At 73.7% G+C, this 14,972-nt stretch carries 14 protein-coding genes and 1 riboswitch; of the genes, 7 read left to right on the top strand and 7 right to left on the bottom strand.

Annotated features, from left to right (window positions below):
- Window positions 1-27: 27 nt before the first annotated feature.
- From D7147_RS24810 to D7147_RS24795, 4 genes are all read left to right on the top strand, one after another.
- The gene (locus tag D7147_RS24810) at window positions 28-1,422 is read left to right on the top strand and encodes an ABC transporter substrate-binding protein (protein ID WP_120681766.1); all 1,395 of its coding nucleotides are present in this window, start codon (window positions 28-30) and stop codon (window positions 1,420-1,422) included.
- A complete protein-coding gene (locus tag D7147_RS24805; RefSeq protein ID WP_120681764.1) occupies window positions 1,419-2,378 on the top strand; it encodes a carbohydrate ABC transporter permease in 960 nt (319 codons plus the stop codon). Before D7147_RS24810 ends, D7147_RS24805 begins: the two co-directional genes overlap by 4 nt.
- The gene (locus tag D7147_RS24800; protein WP_120681762.1) at window positions 2,378-3,244 is read left to right on the top strand and encodes a carbohydrate ABC transporter permease; all 867 of its coding nucleotides are present in this window, start codon (window positions 2,378-2,380) and stop codon (window positions 3,242-3,244) included. The genes D7147_RS24805 and D7147_RS24800 overlap by 1 nt, the downstream gene beginning before the upstream one ends.
- A gap of 143 nt (window positions 3,245-3,387) precedes the next feature.
- Window positions 3,388-3,993, top strand: coding sequence for a class I SAM-dependent methyltransferase (locus D7147_RS24795; protein ID WP_120681760.1), 606 nt, complete (start codon window positions 3,388-3,390; stop codon window positions 3,991-3,993).
- A gap of 7 nt (window positions 3,994-4,000) precedes the next feature.
- On the opposite strand, the gene eccB is transcribed toward D7147_RS24795, so the two are convergent.
- Complete coding sequence (gene eccB / locus D7147_RS24790; protein ID WP_120681758.1) at window positions 4,001-5,386, bottom strand: type VII secretion protein EccB; 1,386 nt, start codon at window positions 5,384-5,386, stop codon at window positions 4,001-4,003.
- 112 nt (window positions 5,387-5,498) lie between these two features.
- On the opposite strand from eccB, the gene D7147_RS24785 reads away from it, so the two are divergent.
- Both D7147_RS24785 and D7147_RS24780 read left to right on the top strand, forming a co-directional pair.
- On the top strand, window positions 5,499-5,840 hold the full coding sequence (locus tag D7147_RS24785; RefSeq protein ID WP_147437443.1) for a hypothetical protein: 342 nt from the start codon (window positions 5,499-5,501) through the stop codon (window positions 5,838-5,840).
- 49 nt (window positions 5,841-5,889) lie between these two features.
- Window positions 5,890-6,606 (top strand): polyamine aminopropyltransferase, encoded by a 717-nt coding sequence (locus D7147_RS24780; RefSeq protein ID WP_120681754.1) that lies wholly within the window; start codon window positions 5,890-5,892, stop codon window positions 6,604-6,606.
- A gap of 70 nt (window positions 6,607-6,676) precedes the next feature.
- On the opposite strand, the gene D7147_RS24775 is transcribed toward D7147_RS24780, so the two are convergent.
- From D7147_RS24775 to D7147_RS24760, 4 genes are all read right to left on the bottom strand, one after another.
- Window positions 6,677-8,488, bottom strand: a complete 1,812-nt coding sequence (locus D7147_RS24775; protein ID WP_233563405.1) for an acyl-CoA dehydrogenase — start codon at window positions 8,486-8,488, stop codon at window positions 6,677-6,679.
- Between the two features lie 215 nt (window positions 8,489-8,703).
- A complete protein-coding gene (locus D7147_RS24770; RefSeq protein ID WP_120681750.1) occupies window positions 8,704-9,456 on the bottom strand; it encodes a dienelactone hydrolase family protein in 753 nt (250 codons plus the stop codon).
- A gap of 564 nt (window positions 9,457-10,020) precedes the next feature.
- A complete protein-coding gene (locus D7147_RS24765) occupies window positions 10,021-11,838 on the bottom strand; it encodes a ricin-type beta-trefoil lectin domain protein (protein WP_120681748.1) in 1,818 nt (605 codons plus the stop codon).
- Window positions 11,839-11,995: 157 nt separating this feature from the next.
- Entirely contained in the window at window positions 11,996-12,835 is an 840-nt protein-coding gene (locus D7147_RS24760; RefSeq protein WP_120681746.1) for a bifunctional 5,10-methylenetetrahydrofolate dehydrogenase/5,10-methenyltetrahydrofolate cyclohydrolase, read from the bottom strand.
- Window positions 12,836-12,857: 22 nt separating this feature from the next.
- A riboswitch (ZMP/ZTP riboswitch) is annotated at window positions 12,858-12,937 on the bottom strand.
- Between the two features lie 173 nt (window positions 12,938-13,110).
- Here D7147_RS24760 and D7147_RS24755 point away from each other — a divergent pair.
- Complete coding sequence (locus tag D7147_RS24755; protein ID WP_120681996.1) at window positions 13,111-13,869, top strand: SDR family NAD(P)-dependent oxidoreductase; 759 nt, start codon at window positions 13,111-13,113, stop codon at window positions 13,867-13,869.
- Between the two features lies 1 nt (window position 13,870).
- Here the strand turns inward: D7147_RS24755 and D7147_RS24750 are convergent, their stop codons facing one another.
- Window positions 13,871-14,221 (bottom strand): MerR family transcriptional regulator, encoded by a 351-nt coding sequence (locus D7147_RS24750; protein ID WP_120681744.1) that lies wholly within the window; start codon window positions 14,219-14,221, stop codon window positions 13,871-13,873.
- A 119-nt stretch (window positions 14,222-14,340) separates the two neighbouring features.
- Entirely contained in the window at window positions 14,341-14,874 is a 534-nt protein-coding gene (locus D7147_RS24745) for an orotate phosphoribosyltransferase (protein ID WP_120681742.1), read from the bottom strand.
- Window positions 14,875-14,972: the final 98 nt, after the last annotated feature.

Below are 14,972 nucleotides of genomic sequence, written 5' to 3'. Positions count from 1 at the left end.
ATGTACCCTTCGAGAGGAGTGCCGCCGATGTCATTCACTCCGATGCGGACGCTCGCCGCCACCCTGATCATGGCACTGGCCGGGACCACCCTGCTGGCCTGCGGCGCCGACGAGCCCGACAGCAACGACAAGAAGATCACCGTGTGGAGCCTGGAGGACGTCGCCGACCGGGTGACCGCCACCAGGGCGATCATCGCCGACTTCACCGCGTCGACCGGAATCCAGGTCGAGCTGGTCACCGTCAACGAGGACCAGTTCCCGGCCCTCATCGCGTCCAGCGCCGCCGCCGGGGAGCTACCCGACGTGGTCGGCTCCGTCTCGCTGGCCGGCGTCCGCACCCTCGCCGGCAACGAGCTGCTGCACCCCGACGCCAACGGCGAGATCGTCGAGAGGCTCGGCCGGCAGACGTTCTCCCCCCGAGCCCTGGAGTTGACCAGCGAGCAGGGCCGGCAACTCTCCGTCCCCAGCGACGGCTGGGGACAGCTGCTCGTCTACCGCAAGGACCTCTTCGACGCGGCCGGGCTCCCCGCGCCGGACACGTACGAGCGGATCGCCGCCGCGGCGGCCCGGCTGAACACCGGCGGGATCGCCGGCATCACGGCGTCGACCGCGCCCGGCGACGTCTTCACCCAGCAGACGTTCGAACACCTGGCACTCGCCAACGGCTGCCAACTCACCGACGACTCCGGCGCGGTGACGCTCGACTCGCCGCAGTGCGTCGAGGCGTTCCGGTTCTACGGCGACCTGATGCGTGACCACTCGGTCAAGGGCGCGCAGGACGTCGACACCACCCGCGCCACGTACTTCGCCGGCCGCGCCGCCATGGTGATCTGGTCGCCGTTCATCCTCGACGAGCTGGCCGGGCTGCGCAACGACGCCAAGCCGACCTGCCCGCAGTGCACGGCCGACAGCACCTTCCTGGCGAAGAACAGCGGGTTCGTCACCGCGATCAAGGGCCCGAACGGCGCCGCGCCCGCGCAGTACGGCGAGATCAGCTCCTGGGCGGTGCTCGACGGCGCGGCTGCCACCCCCGCGAAGACCTTCGTCGAGTACCTGCTCGACGACGCCTACCCACGCTGGTTCGGCATGTCCCCCGAGGGCCGGTTCCCCGCCCGCAAGGGCACCACCTCCGAGCCGGAGAAGTTCCTCACCGCCTGGAACAGCAGCCAGGCCGGCGTGGACACGAAGAAGCCGCTCACCGAGGTCTACGGCGACCAGGTCCTCGACGGCCTGCGGACCAGCCCGGACACCTTCCAGCGCTGGGGGCTGACCCAGGGGCAGGGCAAGCTCGTCGGCGCGATCCTCGGTGAGCTGCCGGTGCCGAAGGCGCTCAACGAGGTGATCACCGGCAAGTCAGACGCCGCGGCGGCCGCCGGCCGCGCGAAGAAGGACGTGGAGGCGATCAAGGCAGGCGTCAATTGACCACCACCGCGCCGGGCACCGGCCGCTCCCCCACCCGGGAGCGACCGGCCGGCCGGGCACGCCGCAGACCGTTGACCCTGCGCCGACGCGAGTCGCGGGCCGGGCTCGCCCTGGTCGCGCCCACCCTGCTCGTCGTGGTCGCCGTGATCGGCATCCCGATCGTCTGGACCGTGGTGCTCGCCTTCCAGCGGGTCCGGCTGGCGACGCTGCGCCGCACCGGGCTCTTCGGCGAGTTCACCCTGGACAACATCGACCGGGTGCTGCACACCCCCGGCTTCGCCGACACGCTGGTCACCACGCTGACCTACAGCGTCGGCAGCACCGCCGGGTCGATCGCGCTCGGCCTGGTGGCGGCGCTGGTCGTCCGCCGTCCGTTCCGGGGCCGCACCCTGGTACGGGCGTCGATGCTGCTGCCGTACGTGGCGCCGGTGGTCGCCATGACCTTCGTCTGGCAGGTGATGCTCGACCCACAGCTCGGCGTCGTCAACCACTGGGGTCAGCGGCTGCTCGGCTGGGACGCCCCCGTCCCGTTCCTGTCCCAGCAGTCCACCGCGCTCGCCACCGTGATCGCCTTCGAGACGTGGCGCTACTTCCCGTTCGCGTTCCTCTTCCTGCTGGCCCGCCTGCAGGCGGTGCCGGGTGAGCTGGAGGAGGCCGCCCGGGTCGACGGCGCCACCCCGACGCAGCGTTTCCGGCACATCCTGCTCCCGCAGCTGATGCCGGTGATCGCGCTGCTCGGCGTGCTGCGGTTCATCATGACGTTCAACAAGTTCGACGACGTCTACCTGCTGACCGGGGGCGCGGCCGGCACCGAGGTGGTCAGCGTCCGGGTCTACGAGTTCCTCACGGCGCGTACCGACATCGGCGCGGCCGCGGCGCAGGCTGTCGTGCTGGCCGTGGTGCTCGTCGTCTTCGTCCTGATCTACCTGCGCTTCTTCGGCCGGAGGGTGGAGTGATGGACCGCGACCGCGTCGAGACGGTGGGGCTGCGCTGGCTGCGGCGGCTGGTGATCGCCGCGTTCCTGCTGGTCACCGCCTTCCCCTTCTACTACATGCTTGTGCTCTCGGTGCGCCCCATCGAGCGGCTGCTGCTCGACCCCGGCGCGCTGGTGGTCGGCCTCGGCGAGCTGACCGTGAGCACGTACGCCGAGGTGCTCAAGGCCACCGAGGACGGCGGGCAGGGTTTCCTCGCCTTCATCGGCAACAGCGGCCTCGTCGCCGTCGCCGCCACAGTGCTCACGCTGATCGTGGCGATCCCCGGCGCGTACGCGGTGTCCCGGCTGCGCTTCTTCGGCCGCCGTCAGGTCGACTTCCTCTTCCTGGCCGTCTACCTCTTTCCGTCCATCGTGATCGCCATCCCGCTCTTCGTGGTCTTCACCCGGGCGGGGCTGCGCGGCTCGCTCTTCGGGCTGGTGCGGGTCTACATCTCGCAGACCCTGCCGGTCTCGGTCTACATGCTCAAGAACTACTTCGAGACCATCCCGGTCAGCCTGGAGGAGTCCGCCGCGATCGACGGCGCGGGTCGCATCGGCATCATCCGCCGGGTCAGCCTGCCCCTCGCCGCCCCGTCGATCATGGCGGTCGCCCTCTACGACTTCATGATCGCCTGGAACGAGTTCCTCTTCGCCCTGCTCTTCCTCGTCGACAAGCCACACCGGTGGACGGTGTCGCTGGGGCTCGCGCAGCTGGCCGACGGCGTGGAGGTGCCGAAGACGGTGCTGATGGCCGGCTCGGTGGTCCTCACCCTCCCGATCGTGCTGCTCTTCTTCGCCAGCGAACGCCTCCTCACCGAAGGCCTCACCGCCGGCGCCGAGAAGGGCTGACCCCGCTCCCGGCCCGCGCTTCCCCACTCCGCCCCGCACTTTCCCGGAAAGAGTGCCTATCCCGCGTGGAATGGCCACTCTTTCCGTGAAAGTGCGCCGAGAGCGCGTGCGGGGCCGGGCATGGGGCTGGTTACGGTGGGCGGATGCCAAACCCGACGCGCTGGGTGACCGACACCGGTCCCGAACACTCGCAGTGGTACATCGACCGGTTCCGCCGGCTCGCGGCGGAGGGGGCGGACCTCACCGGCGAAGCTCGGCTGGTCGACGCGCTGGTGACGCCCGGCTCCCGGATCCTCGACGCCGGCTCGGGCACCGGCCGGGTCGGCGCCGCACTGGCCGCGCGGGGGCACACCGTCGTCGGCGTCGACGCCGATCCGGCGCTGGTCGAGGCCGCCCAGGCCGATCATCCCGGCCCGCGCTGGCTCGTCGGTGACCTCGCCGAGCTGGACCTGCCCGCGCGCGGCGAGCCGGAGCCCTTCGACGCGGCGGTGCTGGTCGGGAACGTGCTGACCTTCGTCGCGCCGGGCACGGAGCGGGAAGTGCTGCGCCGCATCGCCGCGCACCTGCGCCCGGACGGCGTGCTGGCGGTCGGCTTCGGCACCGGCCGCGGCTACCCGCTGCCCGACTTCGACGGCGACGCGGTCGCCGCCGGCCTGCGACTGGAGCAGCGCTTTGCGACCTGGGACCTGCGTCCCTGGCGGGACGACGCGGACTTCGCCGTCACCCTGCTGCGCCGCCCCGCCGACTGAGCGGAGGTCAGCCCGACGCGGCGGCGGCCCGCGCCGCCGCCGGATCGAGCGTGGCGCCGGCCGGCACCAGGCTCACCACGCCGGCCGGCAGCCGGGCGGGCGGCATGTCCCGATAGCCGAGCATGGCCAGCACCCCACGGTCGGCCACCACGTGCCGCCGGCCGAGGTCGGTGACGACCGAGAGCGACCCGCCGGTGGCGCCGGGCGCCGCCACCGCCTCGACGACAGCGCCCCGGCCCGGTGCCACCACCACCTGGTCGGCGCGCGCTGCGCCACCCGCCCCGTCGGTTCGCGGCACGGCCGCCAGCTCCGGCAGGCGCGCCCCGACGCGTATCTCCGCCGCCCCCGCCTCGTCCCCCACCCGGGCGCAGAGCCCACCGCCGTCGACGCCGGCCAGCCGGGGCGGGGCCGCCGGCGGGGCGGCCGGGCCCGACGGGGTCAGGTCGGCCACCTCGGGCAGCGCGGCGAAGCGCCCCAGCGTCATCGGCTCGGGCGCGCCCTGACCGGTACGCGCCAGCAGCAGGCTCGCCTGCAGCTCGGTGATCCCGGCCAGCCCGTCGCGGACGGCGACCGCGAACTGCCTACCGCCACCGGAGTTGCGCACCAGGTAGACGTCGCCGATCTCCCCGCCCGGCACCCGGGTGGACCTCCGGCCCAGGTCGGGCAGCTCGGGCGGCGCGAGATCGACTCCGGCCGCAAGGGTGTTGAGCAGCGCCGGAGCGACCGGGACGGCCCGCGCCCGGGTGGTGGCCAGCGCGGCGAGCACCCGGGCGGGGTCGCGGATCAGGTAGCGCCGCTGATGCCACACCAGGTGCAGCCCGCCGTCGGGGTCGCGCAGCAGCAGCGCCTCGTCGCCGAGACGCCGCCCGCCGCCCGCGTCCTCGCCGATCAGCAGCACCGAGCGGGTGACGGCGCGGCCGGCCTCGACGGGGGTGACCGAGCAGACCGTCCAGGGGGTGGTGGCGAGCCGGGCCGGGGCTGGCAGCGAGTCCGGGGCGTCGGCGATGCCCAGCGGCAGACCGCGCGGCACGCCCTCGATGGAGCGGCGGGACACCAGCACCGTCCGGGGCCGCTCCGCCCCGACGATCAGCAGCGCCGAGGCGTAGTTGAGGACGGGGTGCAGCTTCTCCTCCCGGTAGACGTACCGGGCGCCGGACTCCTTCTCGACGATGACCGCGCCGCTGTCGCGCCAGTTGCTGCCCCCGCCGGCGAAGAGCCCGTACAGCGCGAAGCCCCCCAGGCCGATCGCGGCGACCAGGACGCCGGCCAGCGCCGCGCCGGCGAGCCGCCGCAACGGCGACTGCGCCGGGTCGGTGTCCCGCATGACCAGCGCGGCGACCGCCCGCTGGACGGTGAACTGGTACGAGTGCAGCTGGTCCTGCCGCGACGGCATGGGCGTCCTCTCCGGTGCTCGACCGGGCACAGGATATGCGCTGCGTCGATCCTCGGTGGACCCTCGGTAGTCGGGGGCCGCCGCAGCACCTCCCCGGCGTACCGTCACCGCCGTGCACCCCTCCGACGGCCGACGCCCATGGCAGCGACCCGACCGCGCCGATCCGGTGATCCCCGGGCCGGCGCCCGGCCCCGAGGCGCTGGCCCTGCTCTGCGCGGTCGTCGCCCCGCCGGGCTGGCTGGCGGTGGCCATCGGCGTCGCGGCGCTCCACGACCCGCAGCTGCCGCGGGCCGCGGGATACGTCTGGGTCGCCGCCCTGGCCGCGTTCGCCTCGGCGGTCACCGGCGTCCTGCTGGTCGTGCTGAAACGGCAGGCTCCGCTGCGTCGCCCGGTCGCCGTGGTCACGGTCACCGTGGCGGCCGTCGTGGTGACGTGCGCGCTCGCGTCGGGCTGACCCGGGCGCCGGGTAGCATCCGGCACGGAACCGACGAGATGAGGACCGGGTGGGCGCGCGCTTCGAGGAGTTGGCCTGGCGGCAGACGCCGATCGGCCTGATCAGCCTGCGCCGGCGACGCGACCCGGCACTTCACACCGAGGTGTACGAGGTCAAGCTCGACGACGAGTTCCTGATGTCCAGCCTCTTCCCGGTCGCGGAGATCGAGCTGGCCCGGCTCGGGCTGGCCGCGCTCGCCGACGCCGAACTGGACGTGGTCGTCGGTGGTCTCGGTCTCGGCTACACCGCGCGCACCGCGCTCGCCGACGACCGGGTGCGGTCGCTGCACGTCGTGGAGGCGATCGAGGACGTCATCGACTGGCACCGGCGCGGTCTGCTGCCGTTCGCGGCCGGCCTCGCCGACGACCCGCGGACCCGCCTCGTCGAGGCCGACTTCTTCGCGGCCGTCGACGGCGACGGGTTCGACCCCGACCGTCCCGGGCGCCGCTTCCACGCCGTGCTGCTCGACATCGACCACTCTCCGCGGCACGTGCTGCATCCGCGCAACGCGGCGTTCTACACGCCGGCCGGGCTGCGTCGGCTCGCCGGTCACCTGCACCCGGGCGGGGTCTTCGCGCTCTGGTCGGACGATCCGCCCGAGCCGGCGTTCGAGCAGACCCTCGCCGAGGTCTTCGCCACCGCGCGGGCGCACGTCGTGCCGTTCGCCAACCCGCTGACCGGCGGCGAGTCGGCGAACACGGTCTACGTGGCCCGCCACGCGGCCTGACCGGCGAGGGCCCGCCAGGGGGACCCGACCAGAACGAGGCCGGACCGACGAAGGCCCGGCAGGAGATCGGTCAGAACCAGGCGTCGTGCATCTCCAGCGTGCTCCGGTCCAGGCTCGCCAGCAGGTCGAACTGGGGGCCGGTACGGGGCAGCTCGTGCCGGAAGAACCAGCGCGCGGCGTGCCGCTTGCCGGCGTACAGGTCGGCGTCCGGGGCGGCGGCGCCGGCGGTCTCGACGACGAGCAGTTGCTCCAGCCACATCCAGGCGACCACCACGTGGCCGGCCGCCTCCAGGTAGACGGTGGCGTTGGCGAGCGCGAGCTGTGGGTCACCGGCGCTCCAGAGCCGGCGGGTGACGTCGGTGAGCCGCCGCACCGAGGCGGCGAGCCGCTCGGCCGGCTCGGTGCACTCCCCACCTGTCTTGCCGGCCCGCTCGACGGTCGCGCCGATCGCGTCGACCAGCGCGGCCAGTCCCGCCCCGTCGCGCATGGTGACCTTGCGGCCCAGCAGGTCCAGCGCCTGGATGCCGTGGGTGCCCTCGTGGATCGGGTTGAGCCGGTTGTCCCGCCAGTGCTGCTCGACGTCGTGGTCGCGGGTGTAGCCGGCGCCGCCGTGCACCTGGATGGCCAGGTCGTTCGCGGCGAGACACCACTGGGCGGGCCAGCTCTTCACGATCGGGGTGAGCACGTCGAGCAGCAGGTCGGCGCGGGCCCGGTCGGCCGGCTCCGGGGCGCTCCTCGCCTCGTCGAGCAGCCGCCCGCAGTAGAGCACCAGCGCCAGCGCGCCCTCCACGTAGCTCTTCTGCGCGAGGAGCATCCGCTTCACGTCGGGGTGGGCGACGATCGGCACCTGCGGCGTCGCCGGGTCCTTCGCGGCCAGCGGCCGCCCCTGCGGCCGCTGGCGGGCGTACTCCAGGGACTTCAGGTACCCGGTGTAGCCGAGGGCGGTCGCGGCGGCGCCCACCCCGATCCGCGCCTCGTTCATCATGTGGAACATCTGCGCCAACCCCTGGTGCGGCTCACCCACCAGGTAGCCGACCGCGCCGGCCCGGCCGCCCGGCCGGTGCGCACCCTCGCCGAAGCCGAGCAGGGTGTTGGTCGTCCCCCGGAAACCCATCTTGTGGTTCAGGCCGACCAGCACGACGTCGTTGCGGTCGCCGGGCGTGCCGTCCGGGCCGAGGAGCACCTTCGGCACGATGAAGAGCGAGATGCCCTTCACCCCGGGTGGGCCACCGGGCAGCCGGGCCAGCACCAGGTGGACGATGTTCTCGCCCAGCTCGTGCTCCCCGCCGGAGATCCACATCTTGGTTCCGTACAGCCGGTGGGTGCCGTCGGCCTGCGGCTCGGCACGGGTGGTGATGTCCGCCAGCGAGCTGCCGGCGTGCGGCTCGGAGAGGCACATGGTGCCGTGGAAGCGTCCCTCGATCATCGGGCGGGCCCAGGTGTCGATCTGCTCGGGGCTGCCGTGGGCGAGCAGCAGGTTGGTGTTGCCGAGGGTGAGCATCGGGTACGCCGAGGTGGCCACGTTCGCGGCCTGGCACCAGGCGAAGCAGGCGGCGGCCACGACGTGCGGCAGCTGCATGCCGCCGACCGACTCGTCCAGCGTGGACGCCAGCAGGCCGGTCTCGGCGAAGACGTCCAGCGCCGCCTTGACCTCGGGAATCATGCGTACCCGCCGGCCGTCGAAGGTGGGTTCGTCGAGGTCGGCGGCCCGGTTGTGCGGGGCGAAGTGCTCGGTGGCCACCCGCTCCGCCAGTTCGAGCACCGCGTCGAAGGTCTCCCGGGAGTGCTCCGCGTAGCGTGGCCGCTCGGTCAGCCGGGTCACGTCCAGCCAGTCGTGGAGCAGGAACCGCAGATCACGTCGGGACAGCAGGGTGGACGACACGGGTCTCCTCTCGCCGTCCGCCCCCGCGACGGCAGGGGGTCGGATGGTCGGTGGGGCGGCGCTTCGCCCTCCCGTCATCCTGTCCGATCGGCGCGCCGGGCGCAGCACCGCCTCCGGGCGAGGAGACGCCCACCGGCCGGATCCGCCGGACCCGGTACGGGGGTGGACGGCCGACGCCGGGCCCAACTGTTCGGGCCCGGCGCAGCCGCGGTGGCTCAGCGGCCGAACGTGCGGTCGAAGAGGTCGAACATGGCGGCCCAGTGCCGCTTCTCGGCCGCCTCGTCGTAGGCGGCCGTGTCGGACATGGTGAAGCCGTGGGTCGCGCCCTCGTACACCTCGGAGCGGTACCGGACCCCGGCGGCGTCCAGCGTCCGCTCCAGGGTGGCGATCTGCTCCGCGCTCATCGAGTGGTCCTGGTCGGCGTGGGCGAAGTAGAGCTCGCCGGTGACCGAGCCGACCCCGAGGTGCGGGCTGTCGGCGGCGTCGGTGACCACCCGTCCCGCGTGGAAGCTGCCGAGCGCGGCGATCCGGTCCGGGTACGCCTCGATGGCCCGCAGCGCGTTCATGCCGCCCATGCAGTAGCCGACGACGGCCACCGGCCCGTCCGCCACGTCGTCGGTCGCGGCCAGGAAGTCCAGGTACGCGCCGGTGTCGCGGGTGACGACCTCCGGGGTCAACGCGGCCATGTACGGCCCGATCTTCTCGAAGATGGCGCCCCGCTGCTCCGCGTCGGCGAGCATCGAGAGGTCGAACAGCGGCGACCGGCCGGCCCGGTAGAAGAGGTTCGGCATCAGCACCGCGTACCCCTGGCCGGCGATCCGCTCGGCCATCTCGACCATCCGGGGCCGCAGCCCGAACGCGTCCATGAAGACCAGTACGGCCGGGAAGGGGCCCTCCCCGTCCGGGCGTACGAGGTAGGCGTCCGCCACCCCGTCGCTGGTCTTGACGTCGACAGTCGTCGTCCGCACCGCAGCCTCCTCAGGCGCAACCGTGTCTTCGCCGCAGACGCTACCTCCCGGGTCGTTGCCTCTCGCAACGAATCCCGCTGTTGAGATGATCACCTGAACCGGCTGAACCGTGGCCCGGCGGCCGCCCCACGCCCCCACCGGCGGCGACCCGGTGCCGTACCCTGGCACGGGTACGCGTCCGGCCGCTCGCACCGCGGCCGGACGCGTACTTCTCACCTTCCGGGTTCGCCGGCGAGGTGCCGGTGGCGCCGCCGGACGACGAGCGAGCCGAGCACCGCCGCGACCTGGCCCGGATGGCGTGACGTGCGGCGGGACGGCGAGTCGCCAGCGACGCGGCGGAGAAGCCCGAGCAGACGCAGACTAGCCCCCGACTCGCCGCAGATGGCCCGATCAGGGCGCGAATAGTGACCCTGTTTACATCGATGAACCGACCCTTTTCGGGCTCTGCGACACCCACGTGACCCGAACCGGGGCCACTCCGGGGCGGCGGCGGACCGTTGACCGGACGCGCACGGGGGCGCAGTCGAAACGACTACGCCCCCGCCCGCCACGGCACCGACCGGTTCAGCGGTGCCACTTCTGGTTGGAGGTGCCACCGCAGGACCACAGCTGCAACCGCGTGCCGCTGCCGGTCTGCATGTCCGTGGCGTCGACGCACTTGTCCGCCCGCTTGTTCACCAGGTCGTGCGCGTTGTTCAAGGTGAACTTCTGCGAGGAGCTGCCGTTGCAGCCGCTCAACAGGATCCGCGCGCCGTTCGCGGTCGAGCCGCCCGCCACCGTCATGCACCGGCCGAACGCCCGGACGGTCCCGTCGCTGTAGATCGTCCACTGCTGGTTCGGGCCACCGTTGCACGTCCAGATCTGCAACTGCGGGTTGCTCTGGTACGCGCCGTCGGTCACGTCGATGCACCTGCCGCTGCCGTACCCGATGATCGCGCCGGCCCCGCCGACCGGCTTAGGCCCCGGATTCGCCGGCGGCGTGCTGGTCCGCGGCGGCGGGGGCACGGCCGACTTCGTCCCACCCGGCTGGGCCGGTGCGCCGCTGCTCGTACCGCCGCTGCTCGTGCCGCCGCCGTTCGTGCCACCGCCGTTCGTGTCGCCGCCGTTCGTGCCACCCTGGACCGGCCGGCTCGGCGTGGTGCCACCCGGCCCGGCGGGCGAACGCGACGGACCGCCCGCCGGCTTCGTCGGGCGCGGGCCCGGCAGCCGTGAGTCGCCCTGGTAGCGGGTGGTGTACGCCTCGGTCAGAGCGATCAGCCGGCGCACCGCCGGCGAGTCCGGAACGCCACCGGCACGCTGCACCGCCTCCGGTCCCCACTGGAACGCGGCGAGCGCCTTCTGGTACGCGTCGCCCTGCCCCGAACGGCCCACCTCGTCGACCAGCCGGCACATCACCGCACCGAGCGCCGCGATCGCCTGGTGCGGGTCCCACGGCGACGCGGCCGTGGCGTTCGGGGCGTACCGCGCCCACACCTCGGGGTTGAACTGGGCGATGCCCTGCGCGCCGGTCGAGCCGAGCAGGTTCGGGTTGAACGCCGAGGCCGCCATCAACTGGGCGGCGATCCGCGTCGACGGCACCGCCGAGCAGGCCTTCCCGGCGGCCACGATCGCCGGCAGGTACGCCTCCGGCACGGGCGTCACCGGCGTACCGCTGCTCGGCTCCACCCCGCCGACCGGCCCCGGGGAACGGCTCGGGCCGCTCTGGGTGAACTCCGGCTGACGCGCGTACCAGCTCGCGTAGCCGGTCACCACGCCGACGTACCCCTCGGCGTCGTCCGGCACCCGGCCGGCGTCGCGGACCGCGGGCAACCCGGAGTGGTACGCGGCCAACGCCAGCCGCCACCGGTCACCGTCCAGCTTCGTCTGCCGGACCTGCCCGGCCAGGTCGCACATGTAGTGCGCGAGCGCGACGATGTTCGCCTCCGCGTCCTCCCGCTGCGCGTCCGCGCCCGGCTTCCACTCGTCCCACACCGCGTCACGCAGACCGGCGACACCCGCGCCGCCGCCCTCCGTGCGGGCGGCGGGATCGAACCCCGACTCGGCCATCACCTGCCCGGCGAGGCGCGCCGGGGTGAGCGCCGGGCAGGCCAGCGCGGCGGCGGAGATGATCTGCACCTGGCTGGCCGGCACCGGAAGGCCCGTGTGCACATCCTCCGCGGTGGCGGCGCCGAACCCCGACACGGCCGCGACCCCGGCCGCCGCGGCCAGGGAGAAGACGGCGCCCGCCGCCACGCCCCGGCGCACCGGCGTGTCCAGCCGCGCCCACCCGCTGCGCAGCACCCGCGCGGCCGGGGGCGGCAGGCCGCGTCGGACCCGACGGGACACATCGGTGAGCAGGCCCCGAAGCTTCGACGAGCCACCGGTGCCGGGCGTGGGTCGCATCCTGTTGTTCCTCCCTGCGTACCGTCTCCGCAAGCACGACGGCGCGCCGGCCCGGCTGGTTCACCCGCCGCCCGATCTGTTTCGCCGCACGGAGGCGCCGCGACCCGGCCCGCCGCCTCCGCCGCGCCCGGGCGGCGGAGGGCGGACCGCGAGGGGGTCAGCCGTGCAGCTCGGCGGCGTCCACGGTCTGCGCCAACAGCGTCGCGATGGTCATCGGGCCCACCCCGCCCGGCACCGGCGTGATCAGGCCCGCCCGCTCGGCGGCGGCCGCGAACTCGACGTCGCCCACGTTGCCGGGGTTGTAGCCGGCGTCCACCACCACCGCCCCCGGCTTGATCCACTCTCCGCGTACCAGCTCCGGCACGCCCGCCGCGGCGACCACCACGTCGGCCTCCGCGACGTGCGCGGCCAGGTCGACGGTGCGGGAGTGGCAGTACGTCACCGTCGCGTCCCGCGCCAGCAGCAGCATCCCCACCGGCTTGCCGAGGATCGCGCTGCGCCCCACCACGACCGCGCGACGCCCGCGCAGCGGCACGTCGTACGCGTCCAGCAGGCGCATGATGCCGCCCGGCGTGCAGGACACGAACCCCCGCTCCCCGAACGCCGTCGCCGCGAACGACGCCCCGGTCACCCCGTCGACGTCCTTGTCCGCGGCGATCGCCTCGAACGCGGCGCGCTCGTCGATGTGCCCCGGCACCGGGTGCTGCAACAGGATGCCGTCGACCGTGCGGTCCGCCGACAGCTCCCGCAGCAGCGCCACGAGCTCGTCGGTGCTGGTCGAGGCCGGCAGGTCCACCCGCCGCGACTCGATCCCCACCGCCGCGGACCGGTTCACCTTCATCCGCACGTACGTGTGCGAGGCCGGATCGTCGCCGACGAGGACCGTCGCGAGGCAGGGCCGGCGCCCGTGCGTACGCGTGAACGCCGCGGCGCGCTCCGCGGTCTCGTCGAGCAGCGTCCGGGCCAGGGTCTGCCCGTCCATCAACGTCGCGGTCATGTGCGGCTCCTCACCTCGTGGTGAGGAGCACCCAGGCGGACGATGCTCCAGCAGACAGCGCTCCCCGGTGGTGGACCACCCTCGCCAGTCGCGCGTTCCCAGGCTACCCCGACCGTTTCGCCGCGTCCGGCCGCACCGCTGCGGCGACACGGCGGCGTCCCCGACGAGGCGCCGACCGCAGGCGTCGAGGTCGACCGGCTTGACCTTGACACTGGTGTCAGGCCCCTAGCGTTGCCGAGTTCCTGGCGATGATCTCGACAGTGGGAGAGGCGGAGATGCGGGTTTCACCGGAGTGGGACGGACGGGTCGTCGTGGTGACGGGCGGCAGCACCGGTATCGGTAGGGCGACGGCTCACCTCTTCGCCGCTCGCGGCGCGCAGGTCGTCGTCACGGGACGCCGGCCGGACCGGCTGGCCGAGGCGACCGAGGGACAACCGCGGTTGACGTCGATGGTGAGCGACGCCCGGGACCCCGAGGACGCCGAGCGGACCGTCGCGGCGATCACGTCGCGCTTCGGGCGGCTCGACGTACTGGTCAACAACGCCGGCATGTTCGCGGCGCTCCCGCTCGCCGAGGCCGACGCGACGACGGTGGCGGACCTCTTCGCGGTGAACGTGATCGGTCCCACGGTGCTGACCCGGTCCGCGTTGCCGCACCTGCGGGAGAGCCGCGGCTCGGTGGTGAACATCTCCAGCGCGTTCGGGACGCTGCCGGCGCCCGGCTTCGCCCACTACGGGGCGAGCAAGACCGCCATCGACGCGTTGACCCGCAGCTGGGCGCTGGAGTTGGCGACCGACGGGATCCGGGTGAACGCGGTCGCCCCCGGCCCGGTCTACAGCGACGCGCTGGCCGCCGCGGGACTCCCGGCCACCCTGATCGAGCAGATCCACCGCGACGAGGCGGCCCGCGTGCCGTTGGGGCGGCGCGGCCAGCCGGCGGAGATCGCCGATTGGGTCGTGGCCCTGGCCGACCCGCGGGCGGCCTGGGTGACAGGTCAGGTGATCGCGATCGACGGCGGGCTCACGCTGACGTAGTTCAGCTGCCCCAGTGGCGCAGCTGCGACGCCAGCCGCGTGTGCACCTGGTCGAGGTCGTCGCGGCGTCGCCGCACGGTCGCGAGCCGCCGCTGGTAGACCTCGACGGCGGGCGCGCAGACCGGCTCCCGTGCCAGTTCGCGGTCGAGGCAGGGCAGGAACGTCCGCACATCGTCGACGGTCAGTCCGTCGGCGAGGAGGCGGCGCACGTTGTCGACCCGGATGACCGCGTCCTCGCCGTAGTCGCGGTAGCCGGTGGCGGTGCGGCCCGCGTGCAGCAGCCCCCGCTGCTCGTAGTAGCGAAGTGAACGTTGGCTGGCACCCGTACGGGAGGACAGCTCGCCGATCCGCATCCGGGGCTCCTCGTTCGTCTCGCTCCCCCGCTGGTCGCCGCCCAGACTATCCGGAAATGCCGGAACCCTCCCACCAGCAGAGGTGACCGTCACTTCCGCCGGCGGGCCGGCCGAGCCCCCTACCGTCCGGGCGCCTCAGGCGTCAGGTCGGCGCGGGTGAGCAGCGCACGCAGCGCGATGCCCTCGACCGCCAGCGCCTCGGCGCCGCCCTCCTGGCGGTCGATCACGCAGACGGCGGCGTCGACGCGCGCGCCGAGCTGCCGCAGCTCCCTCGTCGAGGCCACCACCTGCCCGCCGGAGGTCACCACGTCCTCGACCACGAGCACCTGCCGACCGGTCACCTCCGCGCCCTCGGCCAGCCGCGCGGTGCCGTACGACTTCGCCGCCTTCCGGACGAACGCGCACGGCAGCCCGGTGTGCCGGCCGAGCGCCGTCACCACGGCGATCCCGCCCATCTCCAGGCCGGCGAGCACCTGCGTGCCGGCGGGCACCAGGGCGGCCAGCTGCTCGGCGAGGGCGTCCAGCAGCGCTGGGTCCGCCTCGAACTGGTACTTGTCGAAGTACTCGGTGGCCACCCGCCCGGAGCGCAGCACGAACTCACCGGTGAGCCGGGACCGGTCGTCGACCTGGCGGGCGAGATCATCGAGATTCACGGCAGGATCCTGGCACGGCACAGGCACGCCGACAAACCCGTGGCGGCCCCGGCCCCGCCGGGCCGATCGCACCGTCCACGCATCGACCCGGCGTCACC

The sequence above is a fragment of the Micromonospora musae genome (assembly GCF_003626545.1).
Lineage (GTDB): Bacteria > Actinomycetota > Actinomycetes > Mycobacteriales > Micromonosporaceae > Micromonospora > Micromonospora musae.
The sequence above is the reverse complement of the archived record's forward strand: the minus strand, read 5'-3'. Positions and strand labels throughout refer to the sequence as shown.